Source organism: Mesorhizobium sp. WSM4310, assembly GCF_007003935.1.
Taxonomy (GTDB): Bacteria; Pseudomonadota; Alphaproteobacteria; order Rhizobiales; family Rhizobiaceae; genus Mesorhizobium.
In genome coordinates this window covers 107,895-123,696 of record NZ_VFTA01000019.1, presented here as the reverse complement: position 1 = coordinate 123,696, position 15,802 = coordinate 107,895, and the positions used below count along the sequence as shown (strand labels likewise).

Here is a 15,802-nt window from a genome sequence, read left to right as displayed (position 1 = left end):
ATTGCCGCGACCTGATTATCGCCGATGCCGCTGATATGCCATATAGGGCTGCATGGTTTCGGACGGAAGCGGGGCATTCGGTTCCATGTCGTTGGTTTAGTCGCATTTGCGCGATGGGAGTTGTTTGCGCCCTGGCGCCGCAAGGCACTCGAGCGCACCGATCCGCTGTTTGGGTTTGCGCGCGATCAAACGGTTACAGCGTTCTGCGAGCGTGTAGGATGCGGCGGTTGAATGGATTTTGAGAGCGAATGGCTGATACGACAAGCAGACCGAAGGTGGAGCAGGTGGCGGTGGTCGAGCCGGCGATTGTCATCGGCGCCGGCGCCGCCGGACTGGCTGTCGCGCAGGCCCTGATGAAGGCTGGCGTGCCGGTGGCGATCCTGGAACAGGAGACCCGGCTGGCCGAACCCTGGCATCGGCGGCACCAGCAGCTGCATCTCAACACCCATCGCGATCTCTCGGCGCTGCCCGGCCTCTCCTTTCCGGGAGGGACGCCAGCCTTTCCACCCAGGAATGTCGTCATCCGCCATATGAACGATTTCCGCGAGGCGAACCAGTTGCCGGTGGAGTTCGGCGTCGCCGTCGAGACACTCGTGTTCGGGGGCGACCATTGGGTGGTGCGCACCAGCGCCGGCTCGCGTCTGGCGCGTCATGTCATCGTCGCCACCGGCCGTGACAAGGAGCCCTTCACGCCGCAGTGGATGGGCATGCAGGCCTTTGCGGGCCGGATCATCCATTCGGCGGATTTTGGCGACGCCAAGTCCTATGCCGGCAAGAAGGTGCTGGTCGTCGGCGCCGGCAATTCGGGCTTCGATGCCCTCAATCATCTGGCCGGCGTGGATACGGCTTCTCTCTGGCTATCGGCCCGCAATGGCCCTGCGCTTCTGCCCAAGCGGATCGGCAAGATCGCCGTGCACCGGCTTTCGCCGCTCATGGCACGCTTGCCGCTGCGCGTCGCCGATGCGGTGATGGCCGCGACGCAGCGCCTGGTTTTCGGCGATCTCACCAAATTCGGCATGCCGCCCGCGCCGTCGGGCGGCGCCAGCCGCCTGGCCTCGGATTACACGGCGATCGCCGCGGACGACGGCGCCGTCGACGCCATCAAGTCGGGCAAGATCACCGTGGTGCCGGCGATACGCGAATTCACCCGCGACGGGGTGATCTTGGCCAATGGCCGCCTGGTCGATCCCGATATCGTCATTGCCGCGACAGGCTACCGCACCGGGCTGGAACGCATGGTCGGCACTCTCGGCGTGCTCGACGCCAAGGGTGTCCCGCTCTTCAATGGCGATGAAGCCGACCCGAAACTGCCCGGCCTGTGGTTCACCGGCATGCGGCCGAGCATTCGTGGCTGCTTCGCCAATGCCGCCATTTTGGGCAAGGCGATCGCCAGGCGGATCGCCGGAGCCAGCCGCTAGAGCAATTCCAGGAAAAGTGTGAGCGCGTTCCCTCGGGAATTGCGTCAAAACAAAGGTCTCTGGCGACTTGGCGCCTCACGCCGATTTCGGCTCCAGCCGGCGGAAACCGACGGCTTGCACCAGCATCTCCTCGTCGACCATGCCGGCATTGTGGAGTGCGAGCAGGTTGAGGGCGATCTCGCGCGCTTCCGGCGAATCGGGTCGTGCTTCGCGCCGCAGGCAGGCTTCGTCAAAGACGCGCTGCAGCTTGGCGATGTCGCCGGGCTTGAGCAGGCCGCGATCATAGACTGACTTCGACATGGCGGTGATCTCCTGGGAACGACCTAGGGCGCCATCAGTAAATTGCCAATCTTTCCCGGAGCTTGAATAGATTCACGCCGAAGGAGGGGCGGTGGCAAACCGAAGCCCTCCCTCGAGGTTCGCAGGCCTGATATCACACCGCGATTTTGCCGCCGCCTTGCCTGGTGATGGCGACGACCGACGGCCGCACCGGCATTTCGGGCTTGAAGTCCGGCCAGCGCGTCGACGGATCCTCATAGTAGGACGGCCGGCCAAAACCTTCCCAATCCTCGCCGCCATCGCCCGGATGCTGGACGGCGACGAAGGCGGTCTGGTCGTCAGGCGCAAACAGCGGGCCGCACATTTCCGCGCCGATCGGCACGCGGAAGAACAGTTTCGAGGTTGCCCGCGCGGCCCCCTCCGTGTCGACCGCCCACAGGCCATCGGTGCGGCCGGTGACCTTCGGGCCCTGGCCGTCGGTAGCGACCCACAGGCGCCCGGCCGAATCGACCGCGCAATTGTCGGGCATGCCGAACCAACCATGGGCCGTCGTCGCCGTCGAGAAGGTGGCGCCGACATCGGCAACCGACGGATCGCCGCATTTCAAAAGCACTTCCCATTTGCCCTTGGCGGCCGTGAAATCGCCATCGGTCTCGGTGATCTCTATAATGTGGCCGAAGGCATTCTCGGCACGCGGATTGGCGGCATCGACCTGATCGGGCTTGCGCTTCGAATTGTTGGTCAGCATGACATAGACCTTGCCGTTGACACCATTGGGCTGGATGTCCTCTGGCCGGTCCATCTTGGTGGCGCCGAGCAGATCGGCGGCGCGCCGCGTCTCGATCAGCACGTCGGCTTGGCCGGCGAAGCCGTTCTCGGCGGTCAGCGGCCCTTGGCCGAAGACGATCGGCAGCCAGTCCACCGTGCCGTCCTCGGCGAATTTGGCGACATGCAGCGTGCCCTCGTCGAGCAGGTCTTTGTTGGCGGCATGGTCGTTGGCGCTGAACGTGCCCTTGGTGACGAATTTGTAGACATAGTCGAAGCGCTCGTCGTCGCCGAGATAGAAGACGACGCGGCCGTCCTTGGCGACGATGGATTCGGCGCCCTCATGCTTGAAGCGGCCCATGGCGGTGCGCTTCCTCGGCGTCGATGCCGGATCGTTGACGTCGACCTCGACGATCCAGCCGAAGCGATTGGGTTCGTTCGGCTCCTTGGCGAGGTTGAAGCGGTCGTAATGCGCGCCCCACTCATAGGCGCCTTCCGGAATGCCGAGCCGCTTGTAGTTGGCGGCTTCCTTGTGGCCCTCGGGCAATTCGCCGGAGAAATAGCCGTGGATGTTCTCCTCGGCCATCACATAGGTGCCCCAAGGGGTGACGCCGCCGGCGCAGTTGTTGAAAGTGCCGAACACTTTCGTGCCGGACGGGTCGGCATTGGTCTTGACGCGGTCATGGCCGGCGACCGGGCCCGACAGCGCCATGTCGGTGGTGGCGGTGATGCGGCGGTTGAGCTTGCCGTCGCGCACCACTTGCCATTTGCGGCCCTCCTTGCGGATCTCGACGATGGTGCCGCCATGCGCCGCCATCTCGACATCGACCTGCTCCTTCACGAGCGGCGCCACCTCGGCCTTCTTCTTCCCGTCCTTCTCGACGATCGCAACGATGCCCGGAAACATCAGATGCGGGTTGGTGTATTCGTGGTTGACGACGAGCAGGCCGTGTTCGGCCGAGCCGTCGATCGCGATGTAGCCGACATAGTCGTTGTTGTAGCCGAACTGCCTGGCCTGCGCCTCGGCCGACTGTTTCGTCGGGTCGAACTCCGGCGAATCGGCAAACAGCGGATCGCCCCAGCGCAACAGCACGTCGGCGTCGTAGCCCGGCGCGACATGATGCCTGTCGTCGATGCCGGCCTCGAGCTCGTCGAATTTGAAAGCGGAGCCTTCCGCGGCGCGGGCATCGTCGGCGGCGATCATGGCTAGCGGGCCGACGGTCGCGGCGATCGCCGAGACGGCGAGCGATCCCTTCAGGAATCCCCGGCGCGAGAACCGCGCGGCGATGATCTCGCCCATGGTGCGGTTGTCGGTGGGATTGGTGGCCGGTCCTTCGTTTTCCTCGAGCAGGCTGGTGCGGAATCGGGCGTCGGGGGAGCGATGTTCGGTCACGAAGGGCCTCTGGCTTTGGAGTGGCTGGAGCTTGTTGCCTGTTCGACTCCTACGCCGGGCCGATCACATTTTCGTGACATCATACAGGCCCGAAGGCTCGGGGCGAGGCGACTTGCTCGCGCGGACCTCGGACTTTGGTCCAATCTTGCGCTTGCAAAAGTCCTGGAGGACAAACGCAACGGTCGGAGGTCGCTTCCGGCCAATACATCTTTCGGCGAAGTTGCTGGTTGCAACGTTGGGGTGGGCGCGCCGGCTCAATCGACGGAGATCAGGATGCACGGATCGATCACGGCCCGGTGCCGCCGGCTGACGCTCGTTTCGGCGGCGGCTCTGGCGCTGACCATCGTTCCCTATCGAATTGCCCTGCACGGCTCCGCCCCCGGGATCGACGCCGCATCAGCACAGGCCGGCAACGGTAATGGCGGCAACGGCGGCGGTAACGGCGGTAACGGCGGCAATGGCGGCGGCGGTAACGGCGGCAACAGTGGCGGCGGTAGTGGCGGTAACAGCGGCGGCAACGGAAATGCAAACGGCGGCAATTCCGCAACGGATGGCAGCGGTGACAACTCGGCGTCCGGCAAGGGTCAGAGCACCAAAGGCGCCAGCCATGTCAACGGTACGACCGGTGACAAGGTCGAGGTGAGCGGCAACAAGATCACGGTCACACATCCCGACGGCATCACCGAAAAGATCGAGAACGGGCGCTTCAGAATGAAGGATGCGCTGGGTCGCACGATCATCGACCGCCGGGCCACGCCGGCCGATGTCAGCCGTCTGAAAGCCTTGTGAAACTGGCCAGCAGGCAACGGCCAGCGCTTTGCCCGGGAAAACCGTTCACACTATTCCTGGAATTGCTCCAGCGCTTTGGTTTTGCCGCAATTCCGGACGGAAAACCGTTTCACACTTTTCCTGGAATTGCTCTAGGAGCGACTTCTGTCCCGGTCGCGGAACTCACGCACCATGAGAGCCGCTTCAGTGCGGTTTCGCACATTGAGTTTGGACAGCACCCCGGTCATGTGGTGCTTGACCGTCTTCTCCTGCAGCTCCAGGCGCAAGGCAACCTCCTTGTTGCTGAGCCCCTCCGCCACCAGCCGCAGGATTTCCGCCTGCCGTTCGGTCAGTTGCCGCAACCGGTCCGCCACGCCGTCGGCGGATTGCGGGGACTGGAGATCGGAAAGCAGCCGTGCCGACAGCGTCGGCGTAAGGTAACCCTCGCCGGCTGCCACATTGCGCAGGATGTCGGCGAGCGCGCGAGATCCGACGCCCTTGAGGATATAGCCCTGCACGCCTGCGTTCAGCGCCGTGGTTACATCGGCATTGGTCTCCGAAACCGTCAGCATGACGATCTTCTGGGCGGGATGGTCGGCAAGGATGCTGGCAACCGCGGACAGGCCGCCGCCCGGCATGGAGATGTCGAGCAGCAAAATGTCAGGCTGCACCGTCGAGGCGATGCGTTCGGCATCCTGCGCTGTCGCGCCTTCGCCGACGATCTCGAAACCTCCGATCTCCGACAGGCTGCGCGTCACGCCTTCACGAAACAGCGGATGATCGTCGACAATAGCGATGCGGATAGCGCCAATCATGCTTGCTCCTCGATCGAAAGACTGATCACCAATCGCGTGCCTTGCGCTCCGGTCAAGGTCTCGAACTGGCCGCCAATGCTTTCGACCCGCTCCCTGAGGCCGGCGAGCCCCAACCCATCGACCCGCGCCGGATCGAAACCCGGCCCGCTATCGGACACTTCGACAAAAAGCCTGCCATTCTTCATCCCGGCCCGCACCGTCTGATCCTTGGCCCGCCCGTGGCGATAGGCATTGTTCAGCCCTTCCTGCACGAAACGATAGATGCTGATCTTTTCGGAAGTGCCGAGATCAGGCAAATGCCTGGGCAGCGTGAGCAACACGGACGTTCCCGTCCGGTGCTGATGTTCGTCGACCGCCATCCGCAATATGTCCGTTGCCGCGGCCGTTTCGATCTGCGGCAAGACGAGACCGGTGCAGATACCGCGAATTTCGCGCATCGCATCCTCCAGCGTCTTGCGGATCATCGCGACCTCGGTCGCGCGGTTTTCGCCCCAATGGCCGTCGCCGGAAAATACCGGGCTGTCCATGCGCAGCGCCGCCAGGGCCACGAGCTGCGCCGGTCCGTCATGCAGGTCGGCGCCGATCCGGCGCAAATATCGTTCGTTGAGCGCGGTGGCGCGGCGCGACGCCCGCTGCACACGCTGCCGCAAGGCGCTGTTTTGCGTCACCAGGCCTTGCAACTCCGACACCTGGCGGCGCAGCGCTCCGCGCTGATCGTCTATGGTGCGGCTGGCGCGCAGCACGATGCTCGACAGCAGCAGAAAAGCCGTCAGGGTGGTACCGGCCACGATCAGCCAGCTCGACAGCAGGGCAGAGGCCAGCGTGGCCTTGAAATCGGTGGCAACCTCGAAGAATTCGGTGACGGCCACCACCTCGCCCGACCAGGGTTCGCGCACCGGATTGTAGATCTCCAGCAACGGCACGCCCACGGCCTGCTCCTTGCTTTCGGTTTCATCGAACGCATCGAATTGGGCGGTGACGTTGCCCTGGAAGGCGGACCGCAGATCGTCGGTCAGATCAAAGCGGCGGCCGATCAAAGTTGCATCTTTCGCGTAGAGCACAGTGCCGTCTCGGCGCCAGAGCCTGAACGAGACCAGGCGCTTGCCGAGCGCGCCCTGGCCGAGCGTCTCGTCGAGCGCCTGCTTGACGGACTCGCTGAGCTCCTCGCTCTTGCGCAGGTCCGGCAGCAGCGGCGCGATCACGCTGTCGACATAGAGCGCCGTCGTGGCGGCCGAATTGCGGGTGACGCCGTCCCGGATCTGCGACGTCACCCAGGCACCCACCACCAGCATGACGGCCAGCAGGCCAAAGCCGCCGGCAACGAGGAATTGCAGGGCAAGGGAAAGCTCGCTCCAGCGCCGCGCCAAATTCTGCAGAATACGAATCATGAGTCCCTGATCGCCCTTGGATCGAACAAGCTGGACGATATCGGCACATTGAGCCTCAGTCTTGCCGTTGCCAAGACCTTCGTTAGCAAGACCTTCGTTAGAACGAGGTCGCTTGACGTGTCGAGGCGCTTGGGAAACAAGGTCCGCGGCACATGCGGCGGCAGCCGCTTCGAGGGGATGGGACGTTGAGTTTTTCGGGACTGGTGCAGCTTGGCTTTTCGACGGTGATCTTCCTTTTGGCGGCAACCGCCGCCAAGCAATGGGGACTGGCGCCGAGCCTGGGCAAGATCCTGTTGACGCTCGCGCTCTACTCCCTGGGCAATCTGATCATGCTGCGGCTGATTCGCGAATTCGGCATGTCGGTGTCGTTCAGCCTCTCGGCGGTCATCCAGCTGGTCTCGGTCAACGTCGTGGCGCTGGTGTTCTTCGGCGAGCGCGTCAACGCGCTGCAGGCCACCGGCATCGTGCTGGCGATCGCCGCCGTGGCGCTGATCACGCTCGGGCCCTATCTGCAGGGGAGTTGATCGAGATGAAGATTGCGACACCGGCCCGATGAAAGACACCGCAAGCACCCTGCTCAACCGCATCGAATTCCCGGTGCTGCTGGCCGGCCTGGTCATCGCCGGCGGCCTTTGGGGCTTCGTGGAACTGATGGAGGTGGCGCGGGCAACCGCGCCGCACGCCTTCGACACCGAAATCCTGCTTGCCTTCCGCCAGGTTGGCCAACCGGCAATCCCGATCGGCCCATCGTGGCTGGAAGGCGCCATGCGCGACATCACCAGCCTCGGCAGCGCCAGCGTGCTGGTGCTGATCACTTCGGCAACGATCCTCTATCTGCTGTTGATCCGCCGGCCGGGGACGGCCCTTCTCATCTTCGTCGCCGTGGCCGGCGGCCAGGTGCTGTCGAGCCTGCTGAAAGTCGGCGTCGACCGGCCGCGGCCCGAGCTCGTTTCGCATCTGGTCAGCGAGACGTCGCTTTCCTTCCCGAGCAGCCATGCCATGCTGTCGGCGGTGACCTATCTCACGCTCGGTTCGCTCGCGGCGCGCTTCCTGCATGGCAGGGCGACGAAGATCTACGTCTTGTCGCTGGCCGTGCTGACGACGGTGCTGGTCGGCGTCAGCCGCATCTATCTCGGCGTCCACTGGCCGTCGGATGTGCTGGCCGGCTGGTGCGCGGGCTTCGCCTGGGCGATGCTGTGCTGGCTGGTGGCGCGGGTGTTGCAGCGCCGCAAGGTGGTGGGCGACGATGCCGACGGCGCCTGACTGCACCCTCGGGCTTGCGCTCAGATCAATCGGTTGATGAGGTGTCCACCACAGCCTGCCAGAACCAGAACCATCGAAAGCAGGCATGCCGATGTCATCAAGGTCTTGAAAATATTCAACCGCGTTACCCCTGCCCAGATGGGCAACACCCTAGCCTGCAATCCTCGGGAAGTATCGGGAAAAATGGACGATCAGGCGAAGGCGCTTACGCGTCAAACATTCATATTGATGCTTGAAACATCATGACAATGGCATTACACATTATTCCTGCAGACACAGACATGGGGTCCGGCCGATGATCACTGCCGCGCAGATGCGTGCCGCAAGGGCCTTGGCCGGCATCGACCAGAAGACGCTCGCCGAACGCGCAGGCGTTTCGCTTCCGACCATCCAGCGCATGGAAGCGAGCGATGGCGTGGTCCGGGGCGTGGTCGATACGCTGATGAAGGTCATCCAGGCGCTCGACGAGGCCGGGGTGGAGTTGATCGGCGAGAACCAGGCCAGCGAACGCGGCGGCAGGGGCGTGCGCCTCAAACCCGCCGTGCCGCCAGATCGCAGGGCTGAGCCGGCATAAGTCGCGACGGCGACCGCCGACATTCCTGCCGACGGTTCCGCCGCCTTCATGTGCGGAAGGCAGTCCATGGATCAGGCACGGCAGGCAGTGCATCAACCGACCCATAAGTCGGCTCGAGGGTGGGCCCACGGGTCGACAAGCCCGACATTTGCCGAATTGTTCACGCCCAAGCTGGTGACGGTCTGGCGCGAAGGCTACCACCTGCCGGGGGCCTCTGCGCAAATACGGCGCACCCTGATCAACCACGGCGTCAAGCGACCGCTGGTGACCTATGCCGCCTCGATCAGCGATGCACGGACGCAACTGGCGGAGAAATGAGAGAGGCAGCCCCTTCGCAGCCAGCGTGCCTCAAGGGAGGAGGGCTGCCGGCCGTCATGGGTTGAGCGAGCTCGGACCGCTGACGAACGGGCTTCCCCTGACATAGAACCGTAGCAGCCTGTCCGCATCCTTGGTGATGCCGATCCTGATGCCCTGCCCGATGTCGCCGGCTTTTTGGCCGTCCTTCGCCAGCCATAGAGGCCCTTCCCGGCAAAGGTCGAGCCCGTCGAGCGACCGGTCGATCCGCAGCGCCGCCGCCAGCCTGCCCGGCCCGCGCGCCAGGTCGCGCAAGCGCTCGACGCCGCGATTCTGACGCATGATGGCGATGCCCTCGAGCGGCTCGAGCGCCCGGATCAGGACGCCGGTTCCGGTACCTTCCGCCTCGCTTGAGACATTCAGCATCATGGAGACGCCATAGGCGAGATAGACATAGGCGTGGCCGCGCTCGAGGAACAGCGAGCGGTTGCGCCGGGTCATCCCCCTGAAGCCATGCCCGGCGGCGTCGCCCACGACATAGGCCTCGGTCTCGACGATGCGGCCGCTGACCATGCCCTCTGGCAAATCGCGCACCACCAGCTTGCCGATGAGGAAGCGGGCGAGCGCGACCGTCTCGCTAGGCAGCTCCGGACGGGCGATCGGCGGATGATCTTCCCCATGGCTCACGGCATGCGCTCGCCCGATTGCGGATAGTCGAGCACCGCATCCTCCCGGTAGATCTCATGCTCCGCTTCGAAGTCGCCGGCATCGGAGGCAGCCCAGTGACGATCCAGAGCCGTGGGGATGCCCCAGTCCTCCATGGCAATGTCTTCCATCGCAATCCTCCTTGACCATCATCGTGGGATGGACCGTCGTAGCACGGTCCATCCCACGGCCGTTAGCGAGAGGTCGCGCGGATCGGCCCTGAGCCCTCAGTCGAGCTTCAGTGCCGCGATTTCGCCCTCGTTCATCAGCGGCACGTAGAGGATCGACTTGCCGTCGGTGCCGATGTCGGCGCTGCCCGGCTTGAAATGCGCCACCGCTTCCGGCGCGCCGCCGGCCTTGTAGCGGTAGAGCGTGCCGGTCATGTAGGCGGTGGCATAAATGGTGTCGCCAACAGCGATGACGCCGTCGAGGTCGGCGAATTTCTGCGCGCCGGGCAGCGGCGAAATCGCCTTGCTGGCGAGATCGATGGCGAGCAGCCCGCCCGGCTCCGCCGTGCTGAAGTCGGGCTTGATGCCCTTGCCCCAGGAGGCGACGATCAGCCTGTCGCCGTCGGCGAAGACGCCGTTGGGCGAAGCCAGCAGCGCATCGCTGACGAACAGCTCCGGCCGGTCGCCATCGACGCGGTAGATCGTGTCGGCCAGCATGTCGCTGACATAGACCTTGCCCGTGTGGTCCGAGGTCATGTCGTTGAGGAAGACGGCATTCGGCACCACGATGCTGGCGATCAGCCTGCCGCTGGCCAGATCGACGACGCGGACCTTGGTGATGTCGGCGACATAGAGCTTGCCGCCCGATATCGCCATGCCCTTGGGCGCGTCCATGCCGTCGGTCCAGTGCTGGGTGATCGTCTTGCCGTCGAGGGACAGCACCGAGAGATAGCCATTGCCGTCGGCAGCGCCGGGATTGCCTACGATGTTGGAGACGATGATGCGGTTGTTGGCGGCGTCGAACAGCGCCGATTCCGGCTGTTCGAGGCCCGTGGCGCGCCAGAGCTCACCGGCCTGGGCGACTGGTGCGGCGGCGATACCGATGGCGACGACAAAGGCTGAGAGGCGGTTCATGGCTGTTCTCCTGTGATGACAGGCCAGACCTAGGATTTTCGATACTTTTCGGAAAGCCTAACTGCCGCTAGTATCAAATATCGATACGAAACCGCTGGCAAGAGGTGCATCCCATGAACGGTCTGATCTTCGAGGCGCTGAAGCGGACGCTGAAGGCCAAGGGCGTCACCTATCGCGAGCTTGCCGAACGCATGGGCGTTTCAGAGCCGACGGTGAAGCGCATCTTCCACGAGCGCAACTGCAAGCTCGACCGGCTGGTGGAGATCTGCACGGCCGCCGGCGTCGAGCTGGAAAACGTGCTAGGCTCGATGAACCGCGGGCCGGGACCGGTCAACCACATCGCACCCGAGATCGAGCGCCGGCTCGCCGGCCGGCCGGCGCTGCTGTTCATCTTCGTCATGCTGTCGGAGAAGTTCACGCCTGAAGGCATCATGCGTTCACAAGGCCTGAGCGAGGCCTCGATGTTCCTCTATCTGCGCGATCTGGAAGAACTCGGCCTGATTGCGCTCGGCCGGGGTCTCACGGCAAGACTATTGGTCGAGACGCCGATCCAGTGGAATTTCGAAGGGCCGCTGAGGCCGCTGTTCGAGATGACCAACAAGAATTTCATCGGCTGGGCCATCACCCATATCGACAAGGAGGCGACCTTCGTCAGCTTCTCCAGGCGCATGCGGCCGGAAACGGCGGAGATGGTGCGGCGCGAGGCCGAGGAACTGGCCGAGCGCGCCAAGCTGCTCGCCCATCACGACCAGCATACGACGCCCGAGGACGGGCTCACCGGCTACAAATTCACCTTTGCCTTTGGCGCGACGCCGTTTCCCGCGATCATGCCGATCGGCCCGCACCCGCGCGACGCCGGCGCCCAGCCCGCCGCTCCTGCAAAGGGACGCCGTCCCTTGCCGGCCTGAACAATCATCCCAAGCAGGATTGCATCTGGCGGCTGAGCATGTCGCGCCCGCTCCGGCGGCGCCGACTGCCACCATTCGCCACCAGCTTGCCGACCGGACGAGCCATGCGACCAGCGATGCCGACCGCGCCCATAGGGCGCGCTGGGATAGAACAGATCCGGCACCAACATTCGTGATAGGATTCGCGCACCGATTTGCCAGACTGTAGAGGACGGCTTGCCGAATGCGTGACACGCCCCCGTGAAATCGAAGTGATCCTATGCCGACCGCACCAACACTTGAACTTCGCCGCTATTCGCGCCTGAAAAATTTGCGGGCGCGCGCAGAACGCCAGGGTGCTGCATTGCAGTTCTGGGCGCGTACGGCATCGCTCGCCGTGATCTCCTGCTTCTTTTCATTGATCAGCCGCTGGGATGCTTCGCTGCTCTTCGTGCTGGCGGGCCTCGTGCTGTTCCAGCTCGTCGGCCTGATCCAGTTTCTCTTTGCGCGCCGTCGCACGGCGCGATGGTGGATCGGTTACCTCGTCGGTACGCTGGACATCATTCTGTTGACCGTTCTGCTGGTAACGCCCAACCCGTTTTCCCAGGAGGCCGCGCCGGCCGCGATGCAACTGCGCGAGGGCAGCTTCAAATTCCTGCTGATTTTCGTATGCCTTGGCGCGCTGACCCTTTCGACACGATTGGCGCTCTATCTCGGCGCGCTCGCGGCCTTGACGTGGGCGATCGGGGTGGGATGGGTGATTTCTTATCCGGGAACCGTCATTCCGGCGACGAACCTCTATTCGCTGCCGGTGAAAGAGCGACTGAACCTCTATCTCAACCCCAATTTCGTCGATACATTCGCGCAGGCGACCAACGTGTTGGTCGTGCTGATTATCGGCGCGATCATGGCGCTGGTCGTCTCTCGTTCCCGACGTCTGTCGGAAGACTATGTCAAGGCAGAGCGCGCCCGCGCCAATCTCGCCCGGCATTTTTCGCCCAACGTCGTCGACCAGCTCGCCACGGATGACGAGCCCTTCGGCCCGGTCCGCCGGCAGGATATCGCGGTGCTGTTCGCCGACATTGTCGGCTTCACACACTATTCCGAGGATCATCCGGCCGAAGCAGTGTTCGAACTTCTGCGTCAGTTCCACCGTCGCATGGAGCAGGTCGTTTTCGACCACAATGGCACCGTCGATAACTATATCGGCGATTGCATCATGGCGACATTCGGGGTTCCGCAAGCCAGCCATGACGACGCCACTCGCGCCATCCAGTGCGCTGAAGCGATGGTCGCCGCTCTCGAAGACTGGAATGTGCAGCGGGTGTCCAGGGGATATCCGCCGCTGGACGTTCGGATCGGTGCACAATATGGCGCAGTCGTCATCGGCGCGGTCGGCAGCGAGCGCAATCTGTCCTTCGCGGTGGTGGGCGACACCGTCAACGTCGCCAGCCGTTTGCAGTCGCTCTGCCGGGAGCTTCAGGCGAATATTTGCTTTGGGTCAAGACTGATTGAGGCCGCGAAGGCGGAATCGCCCACGGCACGGTTGAATGCGCGCGATCATGGACCGGTTAGCATCCGCGGCCGCGACGAACCGGTCCATGTCTGGGTCGAACGCAGAGCCGAAAGCCAGGGCACTGTCGCGGTCTCGGCATGATGCAGGCCGCCATGTGAAACGCCTGCACCTCGGCCGGATAGGCCGCGCTACAGGGGCATGTCCGGACCTTGAGCAATCCCAGGAAAAGTGTGAAACGGTTTTCCCGGGAAAAGCGCATAGCGCTTTCCCTTGGGAATTGCGTTAAAACAAAGAGTTAGAGCGGGTTGCCGTTTCCGTGAAACGGTGAACTGCTCTAGGCCGAAGCCATCACGTGTCTGGGACGATTGCTCCAGCCTTTGCGGCTTCGGCGTCTGTGCTTGCCTTGTCGTCCCAGACCATCTGCCGGTAGTCGAAACCATATTCCAGCGTCGGCTTGACGATGCGGAAAAACGGCGACAGGTCGAAGTCGCGCGGCGTGTAGAGCGAGTGGTGGCGAATGTGCAGGATCTCCTTGCGCATATAGCTCGACTGCGCCGACGCGCGGCCCGGCGCACGGGTGATCTCGGGCAGGATCGGGTAGTGGATCTCGCCATAGGCCTCGGCGATGAGCGAGGAGCAGATGGCCCGCGTCGGATTGCCGGAGCCGAAGGCCAGCATGCGGCGGCGCCAGCGCACCGGCACCGGCGGCGTCGGGAAGAAGTAGCGCAACATGTCGAAAATGTTCTTGAGGTCGTATCTCAGGCCAAGCTTGCCGATCATGAAGGCGACGACATGATCGCGGTCCTCCGGAGTGAGCCCGCTCGCCCGGCAGATGCGGGTGTTGTAGGTGCGATAGCGCGACAGGGGTACCGCCACGCAGCCTTCGCCGAGCGTCACCTCGATCAGCCGCCGCCGCTCGGTTCCGTCCTCCGGTTCGGCCAGCGCGTCGCCGACATAGAAGGCCGCATGCGACCATGTCGACTGGGTGAGGTATTTGATCGCCGCCGAAATCTTCTGGTTGCCTTCGATCAGCAGGATGTCGCCCGGCTCCAGCGTGCGGCGCAGCGTCTCGGCGTCGGATGGCGTATAGGGCTCATAGCCGGAGGATTCTTGCTGCAGCCGGCCGGCAAGCCAGCGGCCAAGTCGATCCAGAAGCGTGTCGCCAGGCTCGGTCATGGTAGAGCGTGACTAGCACGGCCCGGCGGGGGAGTGCCAGCGCGCCGGCGTTTGGTCAGCCGGCGGAAGCGCTCGTCTCGTCATGCGGCGTCGGGCTGGCCAGGTCGTCGCGCGCCTTGCGGGCCAGTTTGCGTGTCGAGCGCTTGGGGCTGTCGCCGAACAGCTCAGCCGCCTCGGCAAGGCAGGATTTCCTCAGGCGCTTCTCCGAACGCTTCAAGAGCTTGCCGAGAAGCTTTGTGTCCTGGTGCGGCCCCAGCGGCTCGTCGTCCGCATCGAGCAGGGCGCGCATGACGAACAGGTCATGCAGTTCGCCGAGCCGCTCGCCCAGTTCATCGACCGCCTTGCGCCGCGCCTTGATCGGCGTCGGCCACAGCCGGCCCAGCAGGGACAGGTGCATGCCATGCGTTTTGGCGGCCTTGCGCAAATCATGGAAATCATTGGCTTCGCCGCGCGCGCCGGCCTTGTCGAGCGCCTTTTTGGCGCGGCGCAGAGTGACGCGTGCACCTTCGGCAAGCACGTCGGCCGCCTGTTCCGGCTGGTCGGGCAAGGCGAGGCTTTCGATCCGCTTGATGCCGTCTTCGCAGGCAGCGGTCGCCGCGCCGATCGCTGCTTCGAGGCCGGCGCCTTCATGCAAATCGTGCTGACGGGCGACCAGCCTGTCGCGCACGGCGTCGAGCCCGCCATCGGCGCTCTCCTTGGGAAAAGCCGCCGCCAGCCGGTCGAGGGTCTCGATCAGCGCCGTTGCCTCGCGCGGAGCGGCAAGCAGCGCCGCCACGTTGCGATAGCATTGGTTCTCTGTCGTGCAGAATGTTTCGTCGCCGGAATGAACCAGCCGCAGCAAGGCACGAGCGCTCTTCAGCCGCTTGCGGCATTTGTGCAGCCCCTGTTCCGGCCGGCTGCGCGCCGCATCCAGATGCTGGAGCGCCTTGCCGATTTCCGCGGCAAGGATGCGTCTGACCTCGCCGGTCAGCGGCAGGCGCGGGTCGATGCGAAAGCTCATGCGGCGATCTCCGGTATCCCCCCGAGGGCGAGCGACGCGTTGTAGAATTTCTGCTCGCCTGTCACTTCGCGGCCGAGCCAGTCAGGCAGCATTTCGTCCGGCACATCTTCCGGAGTCTCGAGTTCGGCCACCACAAGTCCCGCGAGTGCACCGCCAAAGACATCGACTTCATAGAGATAGCCGCGATGCCTAACATGGTGACGTGTCTTCTCGATGACACGTCCGATGGCGAAGTCCAGCATCTCCAGGGCATCCGCCAGAGGGATCGGATATTCGTACTCGTCGCGCTCGCGAGCGCCACTGCCGAATTTGAGCGTCAGCTTGGCGGAAGCGCCGTCGCTGATGCGGATGCGGACGGTTCGCCCGGGCGCCGTGGCGAGATAGAACTGGAGGATGCCGATATCCGCCTCGGCCAGCTCCCGCCATGCGGTGCTGGAGACCAGGAACTTGCGCTCGACTTCCTTGCCCATGGCCGCGCA

Annotated in this window: 17 protein-coding genes and 1 pseudogene; 8 read left to right on the top strand and 10 right to left on the bottom strand. The window is 64.1% G+C overall.

The genetic code is table 11. The annotated features are described in order from the left end of the window. Positions 1 to 248 precede the first annotated feature (248 nt). Complete coding sequence (locus tag FJV80_RS20740; RefSeq protein ID WP_142877280.1) at positions 249 to 1,418, top strand: NAD(P)/FAD-dependent oxidoreductase; 1,170 nt, start codon at positions 249 to 251, stop codon at positions 1,416 to 1,418. A gap of 75 nt (positions 1,419 to 1,493) precedes the next feature. Here FJV80_RS20740 and FJV80_RS20735 read toward each other — a convergent pair whose 3' ends face one another. Together FJV80_RS20735 and FJV80_RS20730 are read right to left on the bottom strand one after the other, a co-directional pair. Next, entirely contained in the window at positions 1,494 to 1,718 is a 225-nt protein-coding gene (locus tag FJV80_RS20735) for a hypothetical protein (protein WP_095775657.1), read from the bottom strand. Positions 1,719 to 1,851: 133 nt separating this feature from the next. Next, a complete protein-coding gene (locus FJV80_RS20730; protein ID WP_142877279.1) occupies positions 1,852 to 3,855 on the bottom strand; it encodes a PhoX family phosphatase in 2,004 nt (667 codons plus the stop codon). Between the two features lie 273 nt (positions 3,856 to 4,128). On the opposite strand from FJV80_RS20730, the gene FJV80_RS20725 reads away from it, so the two are divergent. Then, positions 4,129 to 4,644, top strand: a complete 516-nt coding sequence (locus FJV80_RS20725; protein ID WP_142877278.1) for a hypothetical protein — start codon at positions 4,129 to 4,131, stop codon at positions 4,642 to 4,644. Positions 4,645 to 4,775: 131 nt separating this feature from the next. On the opposite strand, the gene FJV80_RS20720 is transcribed toward FJV80_RS20725, so the two are convergent. Continuing rightward, complete coding sequence (locus FJV80_RS20720) at positions 4,776 to 5,438, bottom strand: response regulator transcription factor (protein ID WP_095788641.1); 663 nt, start codon at positions 5,436 to 5,438, stop codon at positions 4,776 to 4,778. Then, entirely contained in the window at positions 5,435 to 6,826 is a 1,392-nt protein-coding gene (locus tag FJV80_RS20715; RefSeq protein WP_095776166.1) for a sensor histidine kinase, read from the bottom strand. Before FJV80_RS20715 ends, FJV80_RS20720 begins: the two co-directional genes overlap by 4 nt. A gap of 185 nt (positions 6,827 to 7,011) precedes the next feature. Here FJV80_RS20715 and FJV80_RS20710 point away from each other — a divergent pair, with 185 nt between their 5' ends. From FJV80_RS20710 to FJV80_RS20695, 4 genes are all read left to right on the top strand, one after another. Further along, positions 7,012 to 7,350 (top strand): hypothetical protein, encoded by a 339-nt coding sequence (locus FJV80_RS20710; RefSeq protein WP_095776165.1) that lies wholly within the window; start codon positions 7,012 to 7,014, stop codon positions 7,348 to 7,350. A 28-nt stretch (positions 7,351 to 7,378) separates the two neighbouring features. Then, entirely contained in the window at positions 7,379 to 8,089 is a 711-nt protein-coding gene (locus FJV80_RS20705) for a phosphatase PAP2 family protein (RefSeq protein WP_095788638.1), read from the top strand. A gap of 295 nt (positions 8,090 to 8,384) precedes the next feature. Further along, on the top strand, positions 8,385 to 8,663 hold the full coding sequence (locus FJV80_RS20700) for a helix-turn-helix transcriptional regulator (protein WP_095788637.1): 279 nt from the start codon (positions 8,385 to 8,387) through the stop codon (positions 8,661 to 8,663). Between the two features lie 48 nt (positions 8,664 to 8,711). Continuing rightward, the gene (locus FJV80_RS20695; RefSeq protein WP_142877277.1) at positions 8,712 to 8,981 is read left to right on the top strand and encodes a hypothetical protein; all 270 of its coding nucleotides are present in this window, start codon (positions 8,712 to 8,714) and stop codon (positions 8,979 to 8,981) included. Between the two features lie 54 nt (positions 8,982 to 9,035). On the opposite strand, the gene FJV80_RS20690 is transcribed toward FJV80_RS20695, so the two are convergent. The 3 genes and pseudogenes from FJV80_RS20690 to FJV80_RS20680 all read right to left on the bottom strand — a co-directional run bounded on the left by FJV80_RS20690 (position 9,036) and on the right by FJV80_RS20680 (position 10,744). Continuing rightward, a complete protein-coding gene (locus FJV80_RS20690; RefSeq protein WP_179295959.1) occupies positions 9,036 to 9,662 on the bottom strand; it encodes a DNA-3-methyladenine glycosylase in 627 nt (208 codons plus the stop codon). Further along, a pseudogene (locus FJV80_RS20685) lies at positions 9,647 to 9,778 on the bottom strand (nuclear transport factor 2 family protein); the annotation flags it as partial. The pseudogene FJV80_RS20685 and the gene FJV80_RS20690, both read right to left, overlap by 16 nt. Positions 9,779 to 9,889: 111 nt before the next feature. After that, positions 9,890 to 10,744 carry an ATP/GTP-binding protein gene (locus FJV80_RS20680; protein ID WP_142877276.1) on the bottom strand — a complete coding sequence of 285 codons (855 nt, stop codon included), beginning with the start codon at positions 10,742 to 10,744 and terminating at the stop codon, positions 9,890 to 9,892. 113 nt (positions 10,745 to 10,857) lie between these two features. On the opposite strand from FJV80_RS20680, the gene FJV80_RS20675 reads away from it, so the two are divergent. Both FJV80_RS20675 and FJV80_RS20670 read left to right on the top strand, forming a co-directional pair. Then, positions 10,858 to 11,652, top strand: coding sequence for a helix-turn-helix transcriptional regulator (locus FJV80_RS20675; protein ID WP_142877275.1), 795 nt, complete (start codon positions 10,858 to 10,860; stop codon positions 11,650 to 11,652). A gap of 259 nt (positions 11,653 to 11,911) precedes the next feature. Next, positions 11,912 to 13,288 carry an adenylate/guanylate cyclase domain-containing protein gene (locus FJV80_RS20670; RefSeq protein ID WP_142877274.1) on the top strand — a complete coding sequence of 459 codons (1,377 nt, stop codon included), beginning with the start codon at positions 11,912 to 11,914 and terminating at the stop codon, positions 13,286 to 13,288. A 207-nt stretch (positions 13,289 to 13,495) separates the two neighbouring features. Here the strand turns inward: FJV80_RS20670 and FJV80_RS20665 are convergent, their stop codons facing one another. From FJV80_RS20665 to FJV80_RS20655, 3 genes are read right to left on the bottom strand one after another with little or no spacing between them, the layout of a single operon-like run. Further along, on the bottom strand, positions 13,496 to 14,323 hold the full coding sequence (locus FJV80_RS20665) for a lipo-like protein (RefSeq protein WP_142877273.1): 828 nt from the start codon (positions 14,321 to 14,323) through the stop codon (positions 13,496 to 13,498). A 55-nt stretch (positions 14,324 to 14,378) separates the two neighbouring features. Continuing rightward, positions 14,379 to 15,323, bottom strand: coding sequence for a CHAD domain-containing protein (locus FJV80_RS20660; protein WP_142877272.1), 945 nt, complete (start codon positions 15,321 to 15,323; stop codon positions 14,379 to 14,381). Continuing rightward, complete coding sequence (locus tag FJV80_RS20655) at positions 15,320 to 15,793, bottom strand: CYTH domain-containing protein (RefSeq protein WP_095788631.1); 474 nt, start codon at positions 15,791 to 15,793, stop codon at positions 15,320 to 15,322. The genes FJV80_RS20660 and FJV80_RS20655 overlap by 4 nt, the downstream gene beginning before the upstream one ends. Positions 15,794 to 15,802 lie beyond the last annotated feature (9 nt).